Raw genomic sequence first — 14,903 nt, 5'->3', positions numbered from 1 at the left:
CCCCGCGGGGGGGCGGGGCCCCGCGGGGGGGGGCGCGCCCCCTCTCGCGGCGGCCCCCCCCCCCGGCGGCGGTCTGTGGCTAGTTGCGTGCCGAGTTCAGGAGCAGGGCGAACGACTCCTTCTCGAAGAGCCGGCCGTACAGGTCACCCTTGACCTCAGTGCCGTTGATGGCGACCGTGGGGGTGTCAGGGCCGCTGGGGTCGTCACCACCGGCTGCCTCGTATGTCCTCTGCGAAACGGTGACGAAGTCCTTGTACTTCATCGTCGCCACGGCGGAGTCGAACGTCTCGCTCCGCAGCCCCTCGACCTGGTCGGCGAGTTCCAGGAGGGAGGCCGTGGCGTATCCGCCCGCGAGTTCGTTCTCGGCCATGTTCTCGAAGATCACGGCGTGATACTCGGTGAACTTGCCCGCGTCCAGTGCCGCGCGAAGGGCGTTGACCGCCCTCTTCGATCCGTCGCCCCCCACGCGGTCGTCCCTGAAGGACGCGAGGGTGTACTCGGTGTTGGCCTCGCGGCGCAGCGTCATCTCGCGTAGCGCCGGGGCGCCGGTCGCCTCGAACTCCTCGACGACCGGACAGCGTGGGTCCTCATACAGCCGCACCGTGGTTGCCGCGGCCGGGTCGCCCACCACAATCGTCGTGCCGTCCGCGGCCAGTTTCTCCGGCAGCTCCTCGTCCTCGGTCGACGCGTCGTCCTCGGAGAGCAGTTCGAGTACCTCGGTAGGTGTCGGACGGCCGCTCGGGTCATGGTCGAGGCACCGGGTGATAACGCCGACGAACAGAGAGGGCAAGAGGCTGAGGGCAGACTCCAGAAGGGGCACGAGGGAGCCCTCCCGTCTCGGCTGGACACGCGAATCCGAGAGAACGCCTGAGGGTCCGGATGGGGGGTGGACGCCTGCATGCTGCGGGTGACCGCGCGGCTCGGTTACGCCGCTACATGTGCGGCTGCCCGTAGTAGCGGGCGAACTGCTCGAGATAGGTGGGTCCGTCGGCGTGCTTGGCAGCGTCGAACTCGGGCGCGTCCTTGATCTGGTCCTTCGTCCGGTCGACGTGGATCGTCTCGTCGGTGGTGTCGATGAGCTTGATCGTTCCGGCCGGCAGCAGAACGTGCTTGCCGAAGATCCACACCCCGGTGTCGACGACGAGGTAGGAGGCGCCGACCTCCTCGGAATGCTTGCTGACTTTCCCGATGGCACCGTCGGTGGCCTCGACCTTGTAGCCGATGAGGTCGGTCCCCTGCTGGTATCTCGCGGCAGGGTGGTAGGCCCAGATGTCGAATTCGCTCACAGCCACGCCTTTCCGGGTAATAAGTAGCAGATCGTTGACAATCTGCCGGGCTTCACCTGAGGTGAAACAGAATCGCGGAACTCCCACCCGGCTGCCTGCCCCTTCACCGAGTAGCCAGGTCGAGACCCATGGTCCTCATCGGCAACGAAGGCGTTCTCTGGCCACGGACGTGGGTCCCGACCAGGGGCGGGGCTGTGCGTGACCTCCTGAGCGACCCATCGACGGGCCCTCGCCACGGCCGTGTCGAAGGCATTGCCCTCGTTGTCACCTGCGAAGCCACCGGCGCGGACGACGGACGGTACGGCTAAGACGCCGCCCACAGCCTGCTGTGGACCACGGCGCGGGTTTCGCCGAGGGATGAGTTGAGGACGCTTCCGCGGCAGACGGGCGGGTGCGGCGAGGGCGAAGAGACGGGATCAGCCCGGCCGGAGACGCCCTGGCTCCTACGGAGAGGAGTGGACTTCGCTACCCCGGGGCTGCTGACGGATTTGCAGGCGGCCGGCCGTCGGCCTGGCAGACCGCGCTGACCTGGGACCAGCACCAAATGTGCTACAAGTGCCGGGACTTCGTCCGTGTCGTCCGCAGACCCGGTCAACGGGCCACGGCGGTCAAGCCGGTTGCGTCGTCTGCAGGCCGCTCGGTCTGCCTCGACCGTACGGTGGCGTCACCATCCACCGGGGCGCGCACCGCACGAAGCGTTTAAGCGGCATCGCGAAGGGTCGCGCGCCCGTGGAGCCGCGTGGCGCCGCCGGCAATCTCGGTGGTCGACGACGCGTCGTCGTGAACCTGTTCCGGTAACGGATCAGCCCCACGCGGGGGTGGCGAACATGCTGGCCTCGTTGTAACCCGAGTGGGGGTAGAAGGCGCCCCAGCTCGCAGCCTCGGGCTGGGTGCGTGGGAAGTCCGCGGCCACCAGCGTCGCCAGATCGAAGTAGGCCCGCCGGGTCCGTGGCTTCATCTGCTCCAGATCGACTTCGGCGCCCGTGGCAAGGTGCTCGTCGAACGGAATCAACACCACGCCCCGGCAGCGGGCGCGGAAGTGGTCCACGACATCATTCACCTTCACCATCTTGCTCTTCTTGCGGGCCTCGGAGATCACGGTGATGCTCCGCTGAACGAGGTCGTCGTAGTTGTGCGCGCTGAGCCAGTCCAGGGTTGTGCTGGCGCTGGTGGCGCCGTCCACGCTGGGCGTGGCGATCACAATCAGCTGGTCAGCGAAATCCAGGATGCCCCGCATGGCGCTGTGCAGCAGACCGGTTCCGGAGTCGGTCAGGACGATCGGATAGTGCTGTCCGAGGCAGCCGACCACCTGTCGGTAGTCTTCCTCGTTGAACGCGGTAGAGAGCGCAGGGTCTGCCTCGTTGGCGAGGATCTCCAGTCCGCTCGGGGACTGGGAGGTGAAGCGCCGTACAGCCATGTAGTTGTCGATGTTCGGGATCTCGGCCACGAGGTCGCGGATGGTGGCGTGGGTCTCGCAACGCACGCGTCGGCTGAGCGTTCCCGCGTCCGGATTGGCGTCGATCGCGACGACCCGGTCCTGGCGCTCGGTGGCGAGGGTCGCGCCCAGGGCGGTCGTGGTCGTCGTCTTTCCGACTCCGCCCTTGAGGCTGATGACGGCGATCTTGTGGCACTTCATCACCGGAGTGCGGAGGATGGCCAACTTTTGTTGGCGCTCCCGTTCCGCGCTCTTGCCGCCGATGCGCAGCCTGCTGAGGCCGCGACGGTCGGTGGGCCGAGTGCGCAGCAGACGGTCGGAGGAGAGCTCGACCGCAGCACTGAGGCCCAGGGTCCCGCTACGGCCACCGCGGTCCGGTCCCGGCCAGTGGGCCGGAGCGTGGTGTGCCTGTGGGCGGTAGGGCGGCGGCATTCCGGGAGCACCGTGCGGCGGTACGTGTGCCCGGTTGGCATAGGAGGAATGGGGCAAGGGCTGCCCTGCACCGGGGCCATGCATGGCGGGTGCCGAGGGGGAGTGCTCCGCCGTGGCATGCGGCGGCAAGGTCTCGTACGCGCCCCACGTGCCGGTTCCGGGTTCCGTCGGCACGGCGTCCCGCGGCTCGCCGGGGGCGCCCGAGGCGGACGACGTCACGTCGGGTCCGTCGGCGACCTCTCGTCTCCTGTCGGCTGCGGGACCGGCGACGGAGGTGTCGCGATCGTTGGTCACGGTGGGTCCTTTCGGCTGAGTGAGAATTCCGTCGGGTACTAGGGAGGGGTGACGACTGCGGTGCTCGCCGGCCAGCGGTTGGGTCTGCTTGCCGAACTGATGACGTGGGGCGTCTGCCCCGAGCGGACCGCCGAGGGGAACTGGAGTGACCGGGGGTATCCCTACGGCCAGAGTCCTGATCGGAGGCTCGGACGAGCCGTCGACGTGCCTGCGGCCGGTATCACGCCCGGGGCGAGGTGCCGGGCTTTCTGCGGGGCCGAGTTCGGAATGCACGCCATGCACAGGCGGGAGGGCGAGCCGCTCGTGACCGGACCGAGGCAGAACTGCCACACCCGCGCGGTCCGTCACGGGCTGCAAGAGGCGGAGTGGCTTGGGCGGTGCGGCGAGAGGGCTCGGCGGGTCGGCGCGGACGAGCGAGCCGTCCCGGGCGAACGTCAGGCCGAAGGATACGAACTGCTCCACTGTCAGTACTTGTTTGTCCCCGCGCAGGGTGTGCGGGGACGTATGCCAGGACGGGGTCCCGCCGTTGCCGAGTCCGGCCGATGGCCCATATGCGGTGCGATAGTGCCGATGGGCCTGCAGAGTGTGCTGAACCTCGGGCGGGACCTCAAGTCGGCTGCGCACGCGAAACTGTCCGGCCTTCAGGTTCTCGGCTCGCTGCAACTGCACTTTCAGCGGCCCTACGAACGAATAGCTCTGTTGATCGGCGTACTCGCGCAGCTTCAGGACCAGCTCATCGCCGAGCATGACCAGGCACGCACTCTGCAGTTCGTGATCGTCTGGACTGAGTTCGACGATGAAGCCGTTGGGCGCGATGACGCAGTCCCGATTCCAGATCCTGGCGTTGATGTCGCACTCGCGCCTGAGAGCACCGATGAACTCCATGGGCTGGACCGCGGATTTGAATACCTTGGCGAAGGTTCCGTTGACCAAGGTCTCGAAGCGCTGTTCGATCTTGTTCAGCGTCCCCATTGCAGCCTCCGGTGCCGGTCTGCCGTCATGCGGTCAGATGAGATGAAGATTGCCGATAGTAGCTATATAGCCACATTCCGTGACCAAGTGCGGTGTGTCGCCGTAATTCACCGGATCGGTGGCCGCGGCGGGGGTCCCGGCGGCGTTCCCCTCGGCCGACAACCCTGGCGAGACCGCTGTGACGTGGCTTTCTCGACCAGATTCGCCCTCGGCGCCGCTGGCGGCCCCAACAGCCCGTCCGGCGGAGCAGAGGGCTGGACGGCCCGAGGCCGAGCGCTCGCCGTTCGCGGCCGTCGCCTGGCCCGAGAGGCCCTCGGGGAAGGGTCTGTTCGGTCCTCGTCGATACGGGAGGGCGGTGACGACGCGGCCAAGATCTCCGCTTGCCTCAACCAGCACTGAGCGGACTCGTCCACGGCCGGAACCCTGGATCGGCACGACCGAACCGCGGATTTACCGTCCTCTGGCTGTGGCGGCGTGACCTGCCGCCTCCAGGGCTCGTTCGATGCATGACACGCGCACGTGCTCCGGCCCTACCCTGCGGTTGGTCTCGTGTGTTGATGGTCCCGATACCGGCCCGCTATCGGGACCGTCGTCACATCCTGGGCGCGTGCTCACCAGTGCACATCCTTCGGGAGGGCTCGGCACCCGGTGGTCAAAGGGTGCCGGACCGGTCGGCCGGTCCGGCACCCGGCTGACCTGCAAGTGGTCGATGAGGTCGCCGGGATATCCCAGGCTCCCGTTGCCCGTCGGAATGTCGCGTGGCACCTCACGTTTCTGCTGAAGCCACGGTGTCCGGACGGCGTTGTAGATCGGGGCGTCGGACGAGGTCCAGTACGCCCCGGACAGCGACGCGAAGACGGGGTGCGGCGCAGGGCGATTTCGGTTTTCTCCACGAGGAGAGCAACGAGAACCGCGCCGCCGCGCAACCGTGCTCGCCGCGAGGCATGGTCACTCCTTAGCTCGCGCGCAAGTTCGATTGCGAATCCGCTGCGGGTCCAGGTCGGAATCCGGCTCAGCGGGATGGTGAGGTCCAGTGGTGGTACGGCGCAGGGCGGGCGCGAGGGCCCTGCTCCTGGCGGCGCCCCGGTGCTGCAGTCCAGGGTGTGCTCAGAGCCTCCCCGGGCAGGTGGGGCGCATTCGCCGGTTCGCCCTACAGCTTCGATCTAGCGGGGACGGGGGTCACCTCTCCCCGCCCGCTGGCCGTGATCGCGCGTGTAGGCGTCCAGCGCCTGCCGGGGCGGACCGTGTGTGTGCAGGAAGCGCTGGTCCAGGATGTCCGCCAGATCCTCGAGCGCCGTGCGCAGGACCGTTCCTGCGGAACGAACGTCGGCTGCCGGGCGTCTGCGGCCTGATCCGCGGCGCGCAGGGCCCATCCGACGTGGCGGGCGAGGGAGGTGCGGCCGTCTCCGTCGTAGAAGTAATTGGACTCCGGGTACTGAAGGAAGTCGACGGACACGACCGAGACTCCGGCGGCCAGTTCAAGGAGCAGCGCCGCCCCCGCCGGCGAATCGGTCCGCTCTGGCGAATAGGAGCGTAGAGGTGGGAGAGGCGCAGGGCCAAGGCACGGCGGCGGGCCAGCGCGGGATGGATGCCGAGAATCCACGAGACGGTCGCGCTCAGGAGAGCGAAACCGATCAGGCCCTCCATCGGGGCAACGACGCGTAGCCACCCCTCGGTCGGCGCGATATCACCCAGACCAAGCGTGGAGAGCGTGACCAGCGAGACGTGCACGGCGTTGAGCAGGCCCACGCGATCGGCGGGGCGCAGGACGTCGGAGTACACGAACCCCTCGGGCAGGTGCGGCCAGTAGATCAGCGTCCAGCAGGCGACCACTGTCATCACTCAGAGGACAACGACCGACGCCAGTCCGAGCGGTCCGGTGAGCCTTGACGCACCCAGGCGCGGGCCGAGGGCCGCCGACAGCCGCCAAATGTCCGTCATGACCAGGCGGCTCAGCCCCGACCGTGACTCGTCGGACGCCACAGAGTGTGGAAGACGTCCCGCAGGATCAGCAGCACCATGGCAGGGCCAGCGCCTGTCACCAACCACTGCATCGGGCACCCCTCTCCCGCCGCGGACGCACCCGAACAACGCTGACACGAATGACACGCTGCACCAACTCGATTCCAGAGAGTGGCACTGGCGAGCGCCAGCCACCAGCAGTCTGTCCCTGGCCGTCGGCACCGCGCCCGCATGCTCCGCACCACCACTTGTCACGGAACCGTGAGAAGCCGGCTTGCCCGCACCCGTCCCCACCTGTGCCGCGACGACATCTCCGACAAGCCGGCTCGCGGCAGCGGTGCCTGGCTGCAGACGGTCGCCGACCGCCTCAAGCTGCGCGCGAATCAGCTCGTCGTGGTGCGAACCTCGGATTCCTTATCAATGGTGACTGCCGTGGCCGGAGGTGCAGGCGTCGGCGGGGGTGACGGCGGGTCGTTTGCCTCCGGGCGGGATCGGGGGCAGGGTGGACATCGGCTGTGGCCGGTATCGCGGCACCCGGTCCGGGCAGCCGGAGGCGGAGCGAGGAGGAGAGATCGATGAGCGCGCCGGAGTCCGGTCTGGAAGCCGTGTCCGTCGTACGCCGCCGGGGCGAGTCCGACAGTGTGTTCTGGGAGCCGAGTGAGCGCTGGGTGCGTGCGACGGCGGGGGAGGTCACGGTCGTGGACAGTCGTAGGCCGGTTCTCGTGTGGGAGCCCGGTCGCCCCGTTCCCCTCTACGCTTTCCCGAGAGGGGACGTCCGGATGGACCTGTTGCGGCGGACGGAGCGGCCCGCCAGTCGGCGGCGTCACGCGGGAGCGACGGTCTTCTATGACCTTGTGCTCCCCGATCGGACCGTCGGGGCGGCGGCCTGGTCCTACCCTGGAGAGGATCTGGCCGGCCATATCAGCTTCGAATGGTTCGGGCGCGAGGTTCTCGACCACTGGTACGAGGAGGACGAAGAGATCTTCGTGCACCCTCGCGACCCGCACAAGCGGGTGGACGCCCTGCCCAGCAGTCGGCATGTCCAGGTCGAGATCGAGGGTACGGTCGTCGCGGACACGCACACGCCGGTTCTGCTGTTCGAGACGGGTCTGCCGGTGCGCTTCTATCTCCCGCGGGAGGACGTCCGCCTGGACCTCTTCACCCGTACCGACGGGCGTACCCGCTGTCCGTACAAGGGTGTGGCGAGCGAGTACTGGTCCTGGGCCGGCGACGCCGACGTGCGGCCCGACATCGCCTGGAGCTACCCCGATCCCCTGCCTTCCGTAGGGATCATCAAGGATCGGGTGGCCTTCTATGACGAGTCCGTCGATGTCGTCGTAGACGGGGTGCGGCGGGAGCGGCCGGTCACGTTCTTCAGCCGGCCGTCGCGGTAGTTCCGCACAGGGCCTCGCGCCACCGGACGGTGAATTCCGGCGGGCGCCCTGTGCCTGAGGAGCGCGGCGAGTGCCGTACCGGTTCCTTCCGTCTTGCCGTTTGCCAGGCGTGCGGTGGCCAGGTCGCGCTGATCAGCGCGGGCTGTGCTCGGCATATCTGTCTGCCTCATCTTGGGGTGCCATCTGGTCGATTCGAGCGGCGAGAAGCGAGAAGTCCCCGCGTAGGGGAGCTACAAGAGCAAGGAGTGGTCGGATGCGGGTCGGGTGACTCCCTGCCTGGTGGGGGACTGTTGCGTGCTCGCGGAGGGACCGTGACAAGTGTCGCCGGTCTGCGAGTCTGCGCGGCATCACGATCGTGGCCTACGTCGAAGCCTGAGCAACAAGCAGCAGCGCCCCGGACCTGGATGGTTCGGGGCGCTGCTGGGTCTGCTGTACGTTCCGGCGAGGTTGTCGGGGCGGGGGCTGTTGTTCGGTGTTCTGGTGCCGGTTCCGTGGTGCCGGAGAGCGATGACACTCAAGCGCCGATCTCGGGCGGCGCACGGTACTGGCGCTGTGCAGGTGGCGGAATGCGGCTCTTCGCGCCTACGGAGCGGTGCATCCTCGGCCCCTGGGGGCCTCGGATCCACCGACGGGGCCCTGCAGGTGACTGGGCGACTGCAGCTTGTCGGGGGTGTTCAGGAACAGCGTGGCTGAGGTGCCGCGGGCACGCGATGGGAGTCGAGAAGCGGCTGGAAGGCGGCACCGTCATGGCTCTGCCGACGTAGGCGGCGCGACGGGCGTGGATGCCCGTCGGCGAAGCAGGCTACGGGGCCGCCGATTGGCGCGCTGCGATTGCGGCCAGCTCGTCCCGGAGTGACAGGATTTTGATCACGCGGTCCTTGGACAGGTGGTGCTCGTCGGCGATCTCCTTCACCGTGACGGTCTGAAGCAGGACGTTGAGTCCCACGCGGTCGGGGTAGCTGAGCCAGGTGTCGTTCGCCTGACCGAAGGTTTCGGCGGTGGACTTGTCGAACACCGCCGATCCCGGTAGACCCAGCCGTGCCAGGACCTGGGTGAAGACCAGTGTGGGCGCGGGTGAGGAATCAGCGGGATTGCCGAACAGCGACCAGAAGTCCGGTAGCGGGGGAAGATTGTTGCCGGGGAAGAGCCCCACGCCGGTGGGGGCGATGAGCTGGCTGTCGGGCGAGTCGCGGCTCTTGGAGTTCAGCCACGCCAGCACAGCACTGTTGTCCCGCCGTGCCAATTCTGTCCCGCCGTAGGCTAGGTCGGGATGCCGGGAGTACACCTGCGCGTCCACCATTGAGGTGAGGCCCCCGAGGATCGCCTCCTCCGAGAGAGAGTTTTGGTCGTCGTCGTGCATGACCTCGTGCCCCATGGTGCCGATGAACAGGGCGAAGTGCTCTCGGTTGTAGCGCTCGTTGAACACGACCCGGCGTGTGCCGTCACCATTGTCGACTGACAAGGCGAGGGGGATGGCGGTTGGGTGACTGGTGGTGCCGAAGGCGGCGGTGGTGAACCGGCCACTGTTCAGGAAGTGGCTGATAGTGGGTTCCCACAGCGTCCCGACCATGGCCGCGAACGCCGCACGCAGCGAAGGATCAGCGATCTTGGCTTGCACTGCGGTGCTATCGAACAGCGCCAGGGACCGCTTGACCTGAGCCGTGTGCCTGCCGGTCGGCCGGTGCAGGAACCGGATCAGCTGACGCCGGACCTGTTCCTCCGACAGCTTCGGACCACTCGCGGGCTCTATGGGAGAAGCGGCAGGGTAGGTGAGCGCTGAGAACAGGTCGACGTCGTCGGGTTTCCGCTGATCCTCGGCAAGGACCCTCCTGGCCAACGCGCGAGCATCGTGAGGTGATACGGACATTGCGGCATGCGGCGCCGTGAAAGGCGGCACATGCGGTTCGGCGACAGCTACCCGACCGGGCAGGAGCACGGCCCCCGCCAGGGCCAGGCCAGCGGCCCGTCGCCACAAGCGAAGAGCAGTCATACGCACAGGACTAGCGGGTCACACCATCGCAGTATCGCTACCGCGCCGCCGGGCAGCAGCCATTCACCCACCCAGCGGCCACCGCCCGACTCACAGGCCCCCCGTGTTCTGAGCAGCAGTGCGATTGCGTGCGGACGATTGCCGTGGGAAATGATCACGGCGATGGCGGGAAGCGGTCAGCTCCGTCACCCGGCAGACCGCATTCCTGCCGGTGCTCCCTACTTCTCCGTGGTCGTCATCGAGGCTGACATCTACGACGCGTCGCGTGGCTTCAACGAGGTGTGGTCGGGCACGAGAGGGCCCTATCACCGGTCGGGGCCTTCGGCGTGGGCGCGGGTACTGCGCGGGCGATCCACCGGCCCAGCACATCACCACTGGCGGCCACCCAGTTGGTGACGTGGCCGACGGCCTCCGTTTCCCCGCGACTTGATGGAATCCCGTCTCCCGGAGTGGCCAGGAGGGCAGCAGACCCAGGATGCCCCCAATATCCACTGCGGAGTCGCTGGCTGTGGAGTCACTTCTCGCATTCAGATCTTGCTCTGGACACCCCTTAGCGGAGTCAGGACTGACCTACCACTGGAGTCGGTTGCCACTGACGCAGCCATCTGTCGCTGGCCGGGACGCCGTGAACTCGGCCGGGCCCTGTGCCGGACGGGGCAGCACCTGAATGGTGCCGAGCTCCTCGGCGAGATCGCCCGGTTCGGGGACGGCTATCTGCTTTGCTACGTCCGCGGCCCGGGAGGGCATCAGCGTGGGACTGGCCGGGTACCTGGGCTGAGTGGTGGGTGGCTGTGGGTCCTGGCCCGGTCACCCGGGGACCGTGCAGTCCAGGATCCTCCCGTCCACCGTTCCCACGGCCAGTCGCTGTTGGTCCGCCCGGAATGTGACGGACATCGGTGTGACCGGGTGGCCGTGCGCGCGCAGGGTGTGCCGGTGCCGTATCTCGCCCGTTGCCGTGTCGAGGGTCTCTACCTTGCCTGTGAGGTAGACGACGTACACCTTGCGCTCGTCGCCGTCGAGACCGGCGAGCGGCTGGTCGGTCTTGTACACCCAGCGTGTTGCTCCGTCCGGAAGCCGGCGGTTCACGACGTACGTGCCCTTGCGGGCTTCTGCGTAGGTGGGGCCCCGCTCGTACGACCGGCCTGCTTGGATGAGGGTGTCTCCCAGCTCGACGGCGGGGCCGCACCAGGGCTGGAGTGCGGACGCTGGGTCCCAGTGCAGGGGGAAGAGGGCGCGTACGGTGGCGGGGCCGTGGGCGCCTGGCGGCTCGATCGCGTGGATCCACGGCGCGTCGCCGTCCGGGCCGGGAGCGTCCACGTACAGCAGACGGGTGCTGTGTCTGACGCGCAGCGCCGGGGAGTTGGAGCGGCGGGGCGCAAGCCCGACTTGTGCCGCCTCCTGGTGGGCGGGGTCGAGCAGCAGCGTGGCCTCTGCGTCGCGCCCCAGCGGGCGCAGGGCCAGCCAGCCCTCGCCCGTGGCGCTCCATGCGGGGGCCGATGGCATGTCCACGCAGTCCACCACACCGCCGTCCGCCGTCGATATCCGCCGAACTGTGGTCGCCCGGTCGATCAGCCGCCCCGTCCCGTCGTCGCGGCAAAAGCCCCGGTACGTCACCCACGCCGACTCGTCGTCAGGGGCCGCCTCGACCTGTACGCTTCCCTCCCCGCCGGCTGGTAGAGCCCAGCTCAGCGCGCCGGACGGATCCCAGCATTCGAGGTCCGTGTGCCGGCCGGTAGCCAGCACCCTGCCGTCGGCCAGCACCGTGAGGTCCCGTACTTCCGCCCGCCGCCGCCACCGGCCCTCCGTCAGCCGGGCGAGGGCGTCCTCCGCATGGGGGTCGTAGAGGAGCCCGCTTTCGACCATCGGATGGCGAACGTGGTCGGGGTCGATCAGACCGGCCGGAGCGGACAGCCAGTCGTCCGCCGCGACGGCCAGCTCGAAGCCTGTGCGGAAACCGCCATCCTTGTCCTCGGGGGAGAGCAGCATCGCGAGCCTGCCGTCCTCCAGCCAGCGCAGGTGCCGCACTTGGCGGCTCTTGCTCAGCAGGTCCGTCACGCGCCCGGTCTCGAGGTGCAGCACAAGCAGCTGTCCCTCGAAGTCCCACGAACCGTCGTAGCGGCCGGTGCCCACGGCGACGATCGGCAGCTCCGGGTGAGGCTCGATGGCACATACGGAGTGGCGGGAGGCGACGACATGGCGCGGCCGGAGGGTGTCGGCTTCGTACACGCCGATCCGGTGGCCGAGCCAGCGACCCGTGCCGTGCCACGGGACGTGGCCGAGGTCGCCGGCCGTGATGACGCAGCCGTGACGTGTGGCGGTCACCGCCCACTCCGGCCGGCCGATCTCGGCGAACGGTTGGTCCCCGAGTATGCGGCGGACGGTCAGCTCTTCCGGCACGACGATCTCCCCTCAGGCGGCGCACAGTCTGCCAGGTCCGGCCCGGCCCGGGCGTTCCTGCGCCCTCTCGATTTGTTCGACTCATCCGCGTACGAGGACGGGCCGACGCGCTGTCCTGACGGCCAGCGGCCCGTGCCGAGCCCTCAGGAGGCGTACGTAGCGAACACGGTCACCTTGTCGAGGGGCCGCACCCACTCGATGAACTCGTCCATGTCTGGCGAACGGCACGTTCCTTTCCGTAGCGAGAACACCCGATCATCGGGCCCCTGCGGCCTTTCTCGTGCCACGCGGCCTCGGTCTGCGCCAGCTGGTCCAGCGAGGGTGCGAGCACCAGCACACGGCCCGCGTGGAGCTCCTCCGCGCTGGGCACGGTGACGAGGCTCTTCCTGGATCCGGTCGCCGTGATCTTCTAGGTCCGCAGTCCTCGCCCGGGGCACGAGTGATCTTGCAGATCATTCGATGACACTGATGACCGCATCTACGACTTCTCTCTGATGAGGGCGGAGTGTTTCTTTTCCATTGATGCGTCTCTTTTCCGGGGTCTCATGTGCCCTTCTATCCCGCTCGCGTCTGTCCTTACGGGCTTGGAACGCCTCGGGTCCTGCTGCTCCGCGAGGTCCTCCACGATCCTGGCGTGGTGCGCCCTGCGCGCTCCAAGCTTGGCCAGCCAGCCCGCAACACCCAGGACTGTTCCGTGTACGCGGTTTGTACGCGGTTTGTACGGTCGGCTGTGGCGAAACCGACACCGTGTCATCCACCGCGCCCGTACGACAGTTGGGACAGACACCTGCCAAGCCGGGCAATGACGGAGGGCAGCGTCATCGACCCGGATCCCGTTGTCGATGCCGGGCAGTTCCACCGCACCGCGATGCCCGTAGTACGCCAGGAGCGGACAGCCACGCCCCCGTGGGCCAAGCCTCCGCTACGGCCACGACCTCTCAGGCCGGAGGCATGGCGGCGGTGGGCGGTGCCTGGTCGGCGGGCTGATCCAGCTGCTGCTGAAGGACGACGGCGAGCTCGAGCAGGAGCTCGGTGGCGACGTCCGGGTCGGCGGCCGCGGCCGCCACGATCTCGGCGGCTACCCGGCAGGCGCGGGCGTGCACGGCCGGAGTCGGTAGCGGGGTCATTAGTCGAGTTCCAAGGCGCGGGCGTGGTCGACGTTGTGGTCGTGCCCGGGTCGCGGTTGTGTCCGCCATCGTGGACCGGGATTGTGCGGATTGGTGACGCCACCCTCGTCACTGCGCCGAGCGGGCAGGCTGCCGGGATGGTGGACGACGCCGCGCGGAGGATGACCCGCGAAGAGGTCGTGGAAATCGCTCGTCTGCGTGCGGTGCTGCCCGTTTTTGATGTTCTCGGGCCGGCTTCGCTCTTCTATCTCGGCCGGGACGGCTTTCTTCCTGCGTATGAAGGTACCGGAGTCGAGCAGTTGCCGATCGGTGATGGCGGCCTGGCCGCGCTGCTGGCCCTGGCCGGGGAGGAGGAGGCCGGCGAGAGCGGTCTGGAGGACATCTCTTCCCCCCCGTTCTGTCTTTGCCGGGGCGATGAGGTCGTAGCCGCAGCCGGGTACCGGTCCTGGCCGCGGTCGGTAGCCCACCTGAGTGTGCTGGTTGCCCCGCACTGTCGGGGCCGGCGACTGGCCCGGGCCGTGGCGTCCGCGGCAGTGGCACATGCCCTCGATGCCGGGTTGCTGCCGCAGTGGAGAGCACGGCCCTATCCATCACAGCGTGTGGCTGTAGCTCTGGGGTTCCAGGAACTGGGCGCCCAGCTCAGTGTTCGGCTTGGCGACGATCCCCTCGACCAGGGCCGGTAAGGACGGAGCCTCTCCCACGACTGCCATGTTCGTTGGTTGAGAACAGCGAGCCCGAGATTCTCAAACGGCATGGCAACAACGCAGGTCAGCATCGTGGCTCCCGCCAATTGCGCTGCGACAGGGCAGGGCCTCATGCCATCGGCCAGTTCACGAGGTCCAGATCGGGTCGTCCGGAGCAGGCCGCCCAGAGAAGCGTTGGAGTGGGTCTCCAGCAAGTGAGAGCCGGCGGCGCGCGACGGTGATGAAGTTGTTCTGCGCTGCTTCGATACCCGAGCGCAGAACGAGCCAGCTTTCCTCGGGGGTCAGGCCACGTTTGACCATGGTGTGGAGACGCCATATCTGCTCATCAAGGGCGTGAGCAGCTTCCGCAATGTCCTTGTCAGCGACAAGGTTCACCATGCTCAAGGCCTCATTCCACGGTCGCCAGTCGATCGTGGTTGGGAGCACCACGCCTTGAGGGATGGCGTCGGGGCGACCGGCTTCCATCTCGCTGAGGTCCACGAGTAGACCTGATGATTCGCGCAGCACACGCGCGCACGTCGCAGACACTTGGTCCCGGACCCAGTGTCTGTCCTGCGTCCTCCTGCTGACCACACTCCCCGCGAACACACCGATCAGCGTGGTCACGACCGCTCCGGCAGGGGCCGCTAGCAAACTCCACAGAGCAGACATGCACCGAGTCTGACGTGCAGAAGGACCGGCCCGCAGGCGCTTACAACAGCACGTGATAGACCGGTGACAGAAGACGTGCCTAACAACCGCTTGTGACAAGTAGCGTGCTCAGCAGGTGACAGCACAGGTGCCGTAGCCATGAAGACCGGCAGGTCAGCGCATGCACCGTGGTGGGGCGTCGGCGCTGGGGGGGGGGGGGGGGGGGGCAGCCGCGCCAGGTTATCAGGCGACGGAGACCGGGCAGATCACGCAGGACGCC

General features: G+C 68.0%; 10 protein-coding genes and 1 pseudogene. 3 read left to right on the top strand and 8 right to left on the bottom strand.

Annotated elements, in window-relative coordinates; genetic code table 11:
* Positions 1-79 precede the first annotated feature (79 nt).
* From ACFVZW_RS33465 to ACFVZW_RS33450, 4 genes are all read right to left on the bottom strand, one after another.
* Entirely contained in the window at positions 80-790 is a 711-nt protein-coding gene (locus tag ACFVZW_RS33465) for a DsbA family protein (protein WP_384529472.1), read from the bottom strand.
* A 142-nt stretch (positions 791-932) separates the two neighbouring features.
* On the bottom strand, positions 933-1,286 hold the full coding sequence (locus ACFVZW_RS33460; protein WP_384529475.1) for a PRC-barrel domain-containing protein: 354 nt from the start codon (positions 1,284-1,286) through the stop codon (positions 933-935).
* Between the two features lie 802 nt (positions 1,287-2,088).
* The gene (locus tag ACFVZW_RS33455; protein ID WP_384529469.1) at positions 2,089-4,419 is read right to left on the bottom strand and encodes an FhaA domain-containing protein; all 2,331 of its coding nucleotides are present in this window, start codon (positions 4,417-4,419) and stop codon (positions 2,089-2,091) included.
* A gap of 1,179 nt (positions 4,420-5,598) precedes the next feature.
* Complete coding sequence (locus ACFVZW_RS33450; RefSeq protein WP_384529466.1) at positions 5,599-6,258, bottom strand: potassium channel family protein; 660 nt, start codon at positions 6,256-6,258, stop codon at positions 5,599-5,601.
* Between the two features lie 698 nt (positions 6,259-6,956).
* Between ACFVZW_RS33450 and ACFVZW_RS33445 the strand changes: the two genes are divergently transcribed.
* A complete protein-coding gene (locus ACFVZW_RS33445; RefSeq protein ID WP_384529464.1) occupies positions 6,957-7,775 on the top strand; it encodes a DUF427 domain-containing protein in 819 nt (272 codons plus the stop codon).
* A gap of 802 nt (positions 7,776-8,577) precedes the next feature.
* Here the strand turns inward: ACFVZW_RS33445 and ACFVZW_RS33440 are convergent.
* Positions 8,578-9,612 carry a hypothetical protein gene (locus ACFVZW_RS33440; RefSeq protein WP_384529461.1) on the bottom strand — a complete coding sequence of 345 codons (1,035 nt, stop codon included), beginning with the start codon at positions 9,610-9,612 and terminating at the stop codon, positions 8,578-8,580.
* An 819-nt stretch (positions 9,613-10,431) separates the two neighbouring features.
* Here ACFVZW_RS33440 and ACFVZW_RS33435 point away from each other — a divergent pair.
* Positions 10,432-10,543 (top strand): annotated as a pseudogene (locus ACFVZW_RS33435) (VOC family protein); the annotation flags it as partial.
* A gap of 29 nt (positions 10,544-10,572) precedes the next feature.
* On the opposite strand, the gene ACFVZW_RS33430 reads toward ACFVZW_RS33435, so the two are convergent.
* Entirely contained in the window at positions 10,573-12,162 is a 1,590-nt protein-coding gene (locus tag ACFVZW_RS33430; RefSeq protein WP_384529459.1) for a hypothetical protein, read from the bottom strand.
* A 938-nt stretch (positions 12,163-13,100) separates the two neighbouring features.
* The gene (locus ACFVZW_RS33425) at positions 13,101-13,289 is read right to left on the bottom strand and encodes a hypothetical protein (RefSeq protein ID WP_384529456.1); all 189 of its coding nucleotides are present in this window, start codon (positions 13,287-13,289) and stop codon (positions 13,101-13,103) included.
* Between the two features lie 137 nt (positions 13,290-13,426).
* Between ACFVZW_RS33425 and ACFVZW_RS33420 the strand changes: the two genes are divergently transcribed.
* A complete protein-coding gene (locus ACFVZW_RS33420; RefSeq protein WP_384529453.1) occupies positions 13,427-13,972 on the top strand; it encodes a GNAT family N-acetyltransferase in 546 nt (181 codons plus the stop codon).
* 147 nt (positions 13,973-14,119) lie between these two features.
* Here the strand turns inward: ACFVZW_RS33420 and ACFVZW_RS33415 are convergent, their stop codons facing one another.
* The gene (locus ACFVZW_RS33415; protein ID WP_384529450.1) at positions 14,120-14,599 is read right to left on the bottom strand and encodes a hypothetical protein; all 480 of its coding nucleotides are present in this window, start codon (positions 14,597-14,599) and stop codon (positions 14,120-14,122) included.
* Between the last annotated feature and the right edge of the window lie 304 nt (positions 14,600-14,903).

Origin of the sequence: Streptomyces sp. NPDC059567 (genome assembly GCF_042735655.1) — a bacterium.
Lineage (GTDB): Bacteria > Actinomycetota > Actinomycetes > Streptomycetales > Streptomycetaceae > Streptomyces.
Note: the sequence above shows the minus strand (reverse complement) of the source record. Positions and strands in the feature narration are given on the sequence as shown.

Bases quoted from the DNA above. Each gene is read 5' to 3' on its own strand.
- ACFVZW_RS33425 (WP_384529456.1), bottom strand. From the start codon at position 13,289: ATGACCCCGCTACCGACTCCGGCCGTGCACGCCCGCGCCTGCCGGGTA.
- ACFVZW_RS33450 (WP_384529466.1), bottom strand. From the start codon at position 6,258: ATGACAGTGGTCGCCTGCTGGACGCTGATCTACTGGCCGCACCTGCCC.
- ACFVZW_RS33445 (WP_384529464.1), top strand. From the start codon at position 6,957: ATGAGCGCGCCGGAGTCCGGTCTGGAAGCCGTGTCCGTCGTACGCCGC.
- ACFVZW_RS33420 (WP_384529453.1), top strand. From the start codon at position 13,427: ATGGTGGACGACGCCGCGCGGAGGATGACCCGCGAAGAGGTCGTGGAA.
- ACFVZW_RS33455 (WP_384529469.1), bottom strand. From the start codon at position 4,419: ATGGGGACGCTGAACAAGATCGAACAGCGCTTCGAGACCTTGGTCAAC.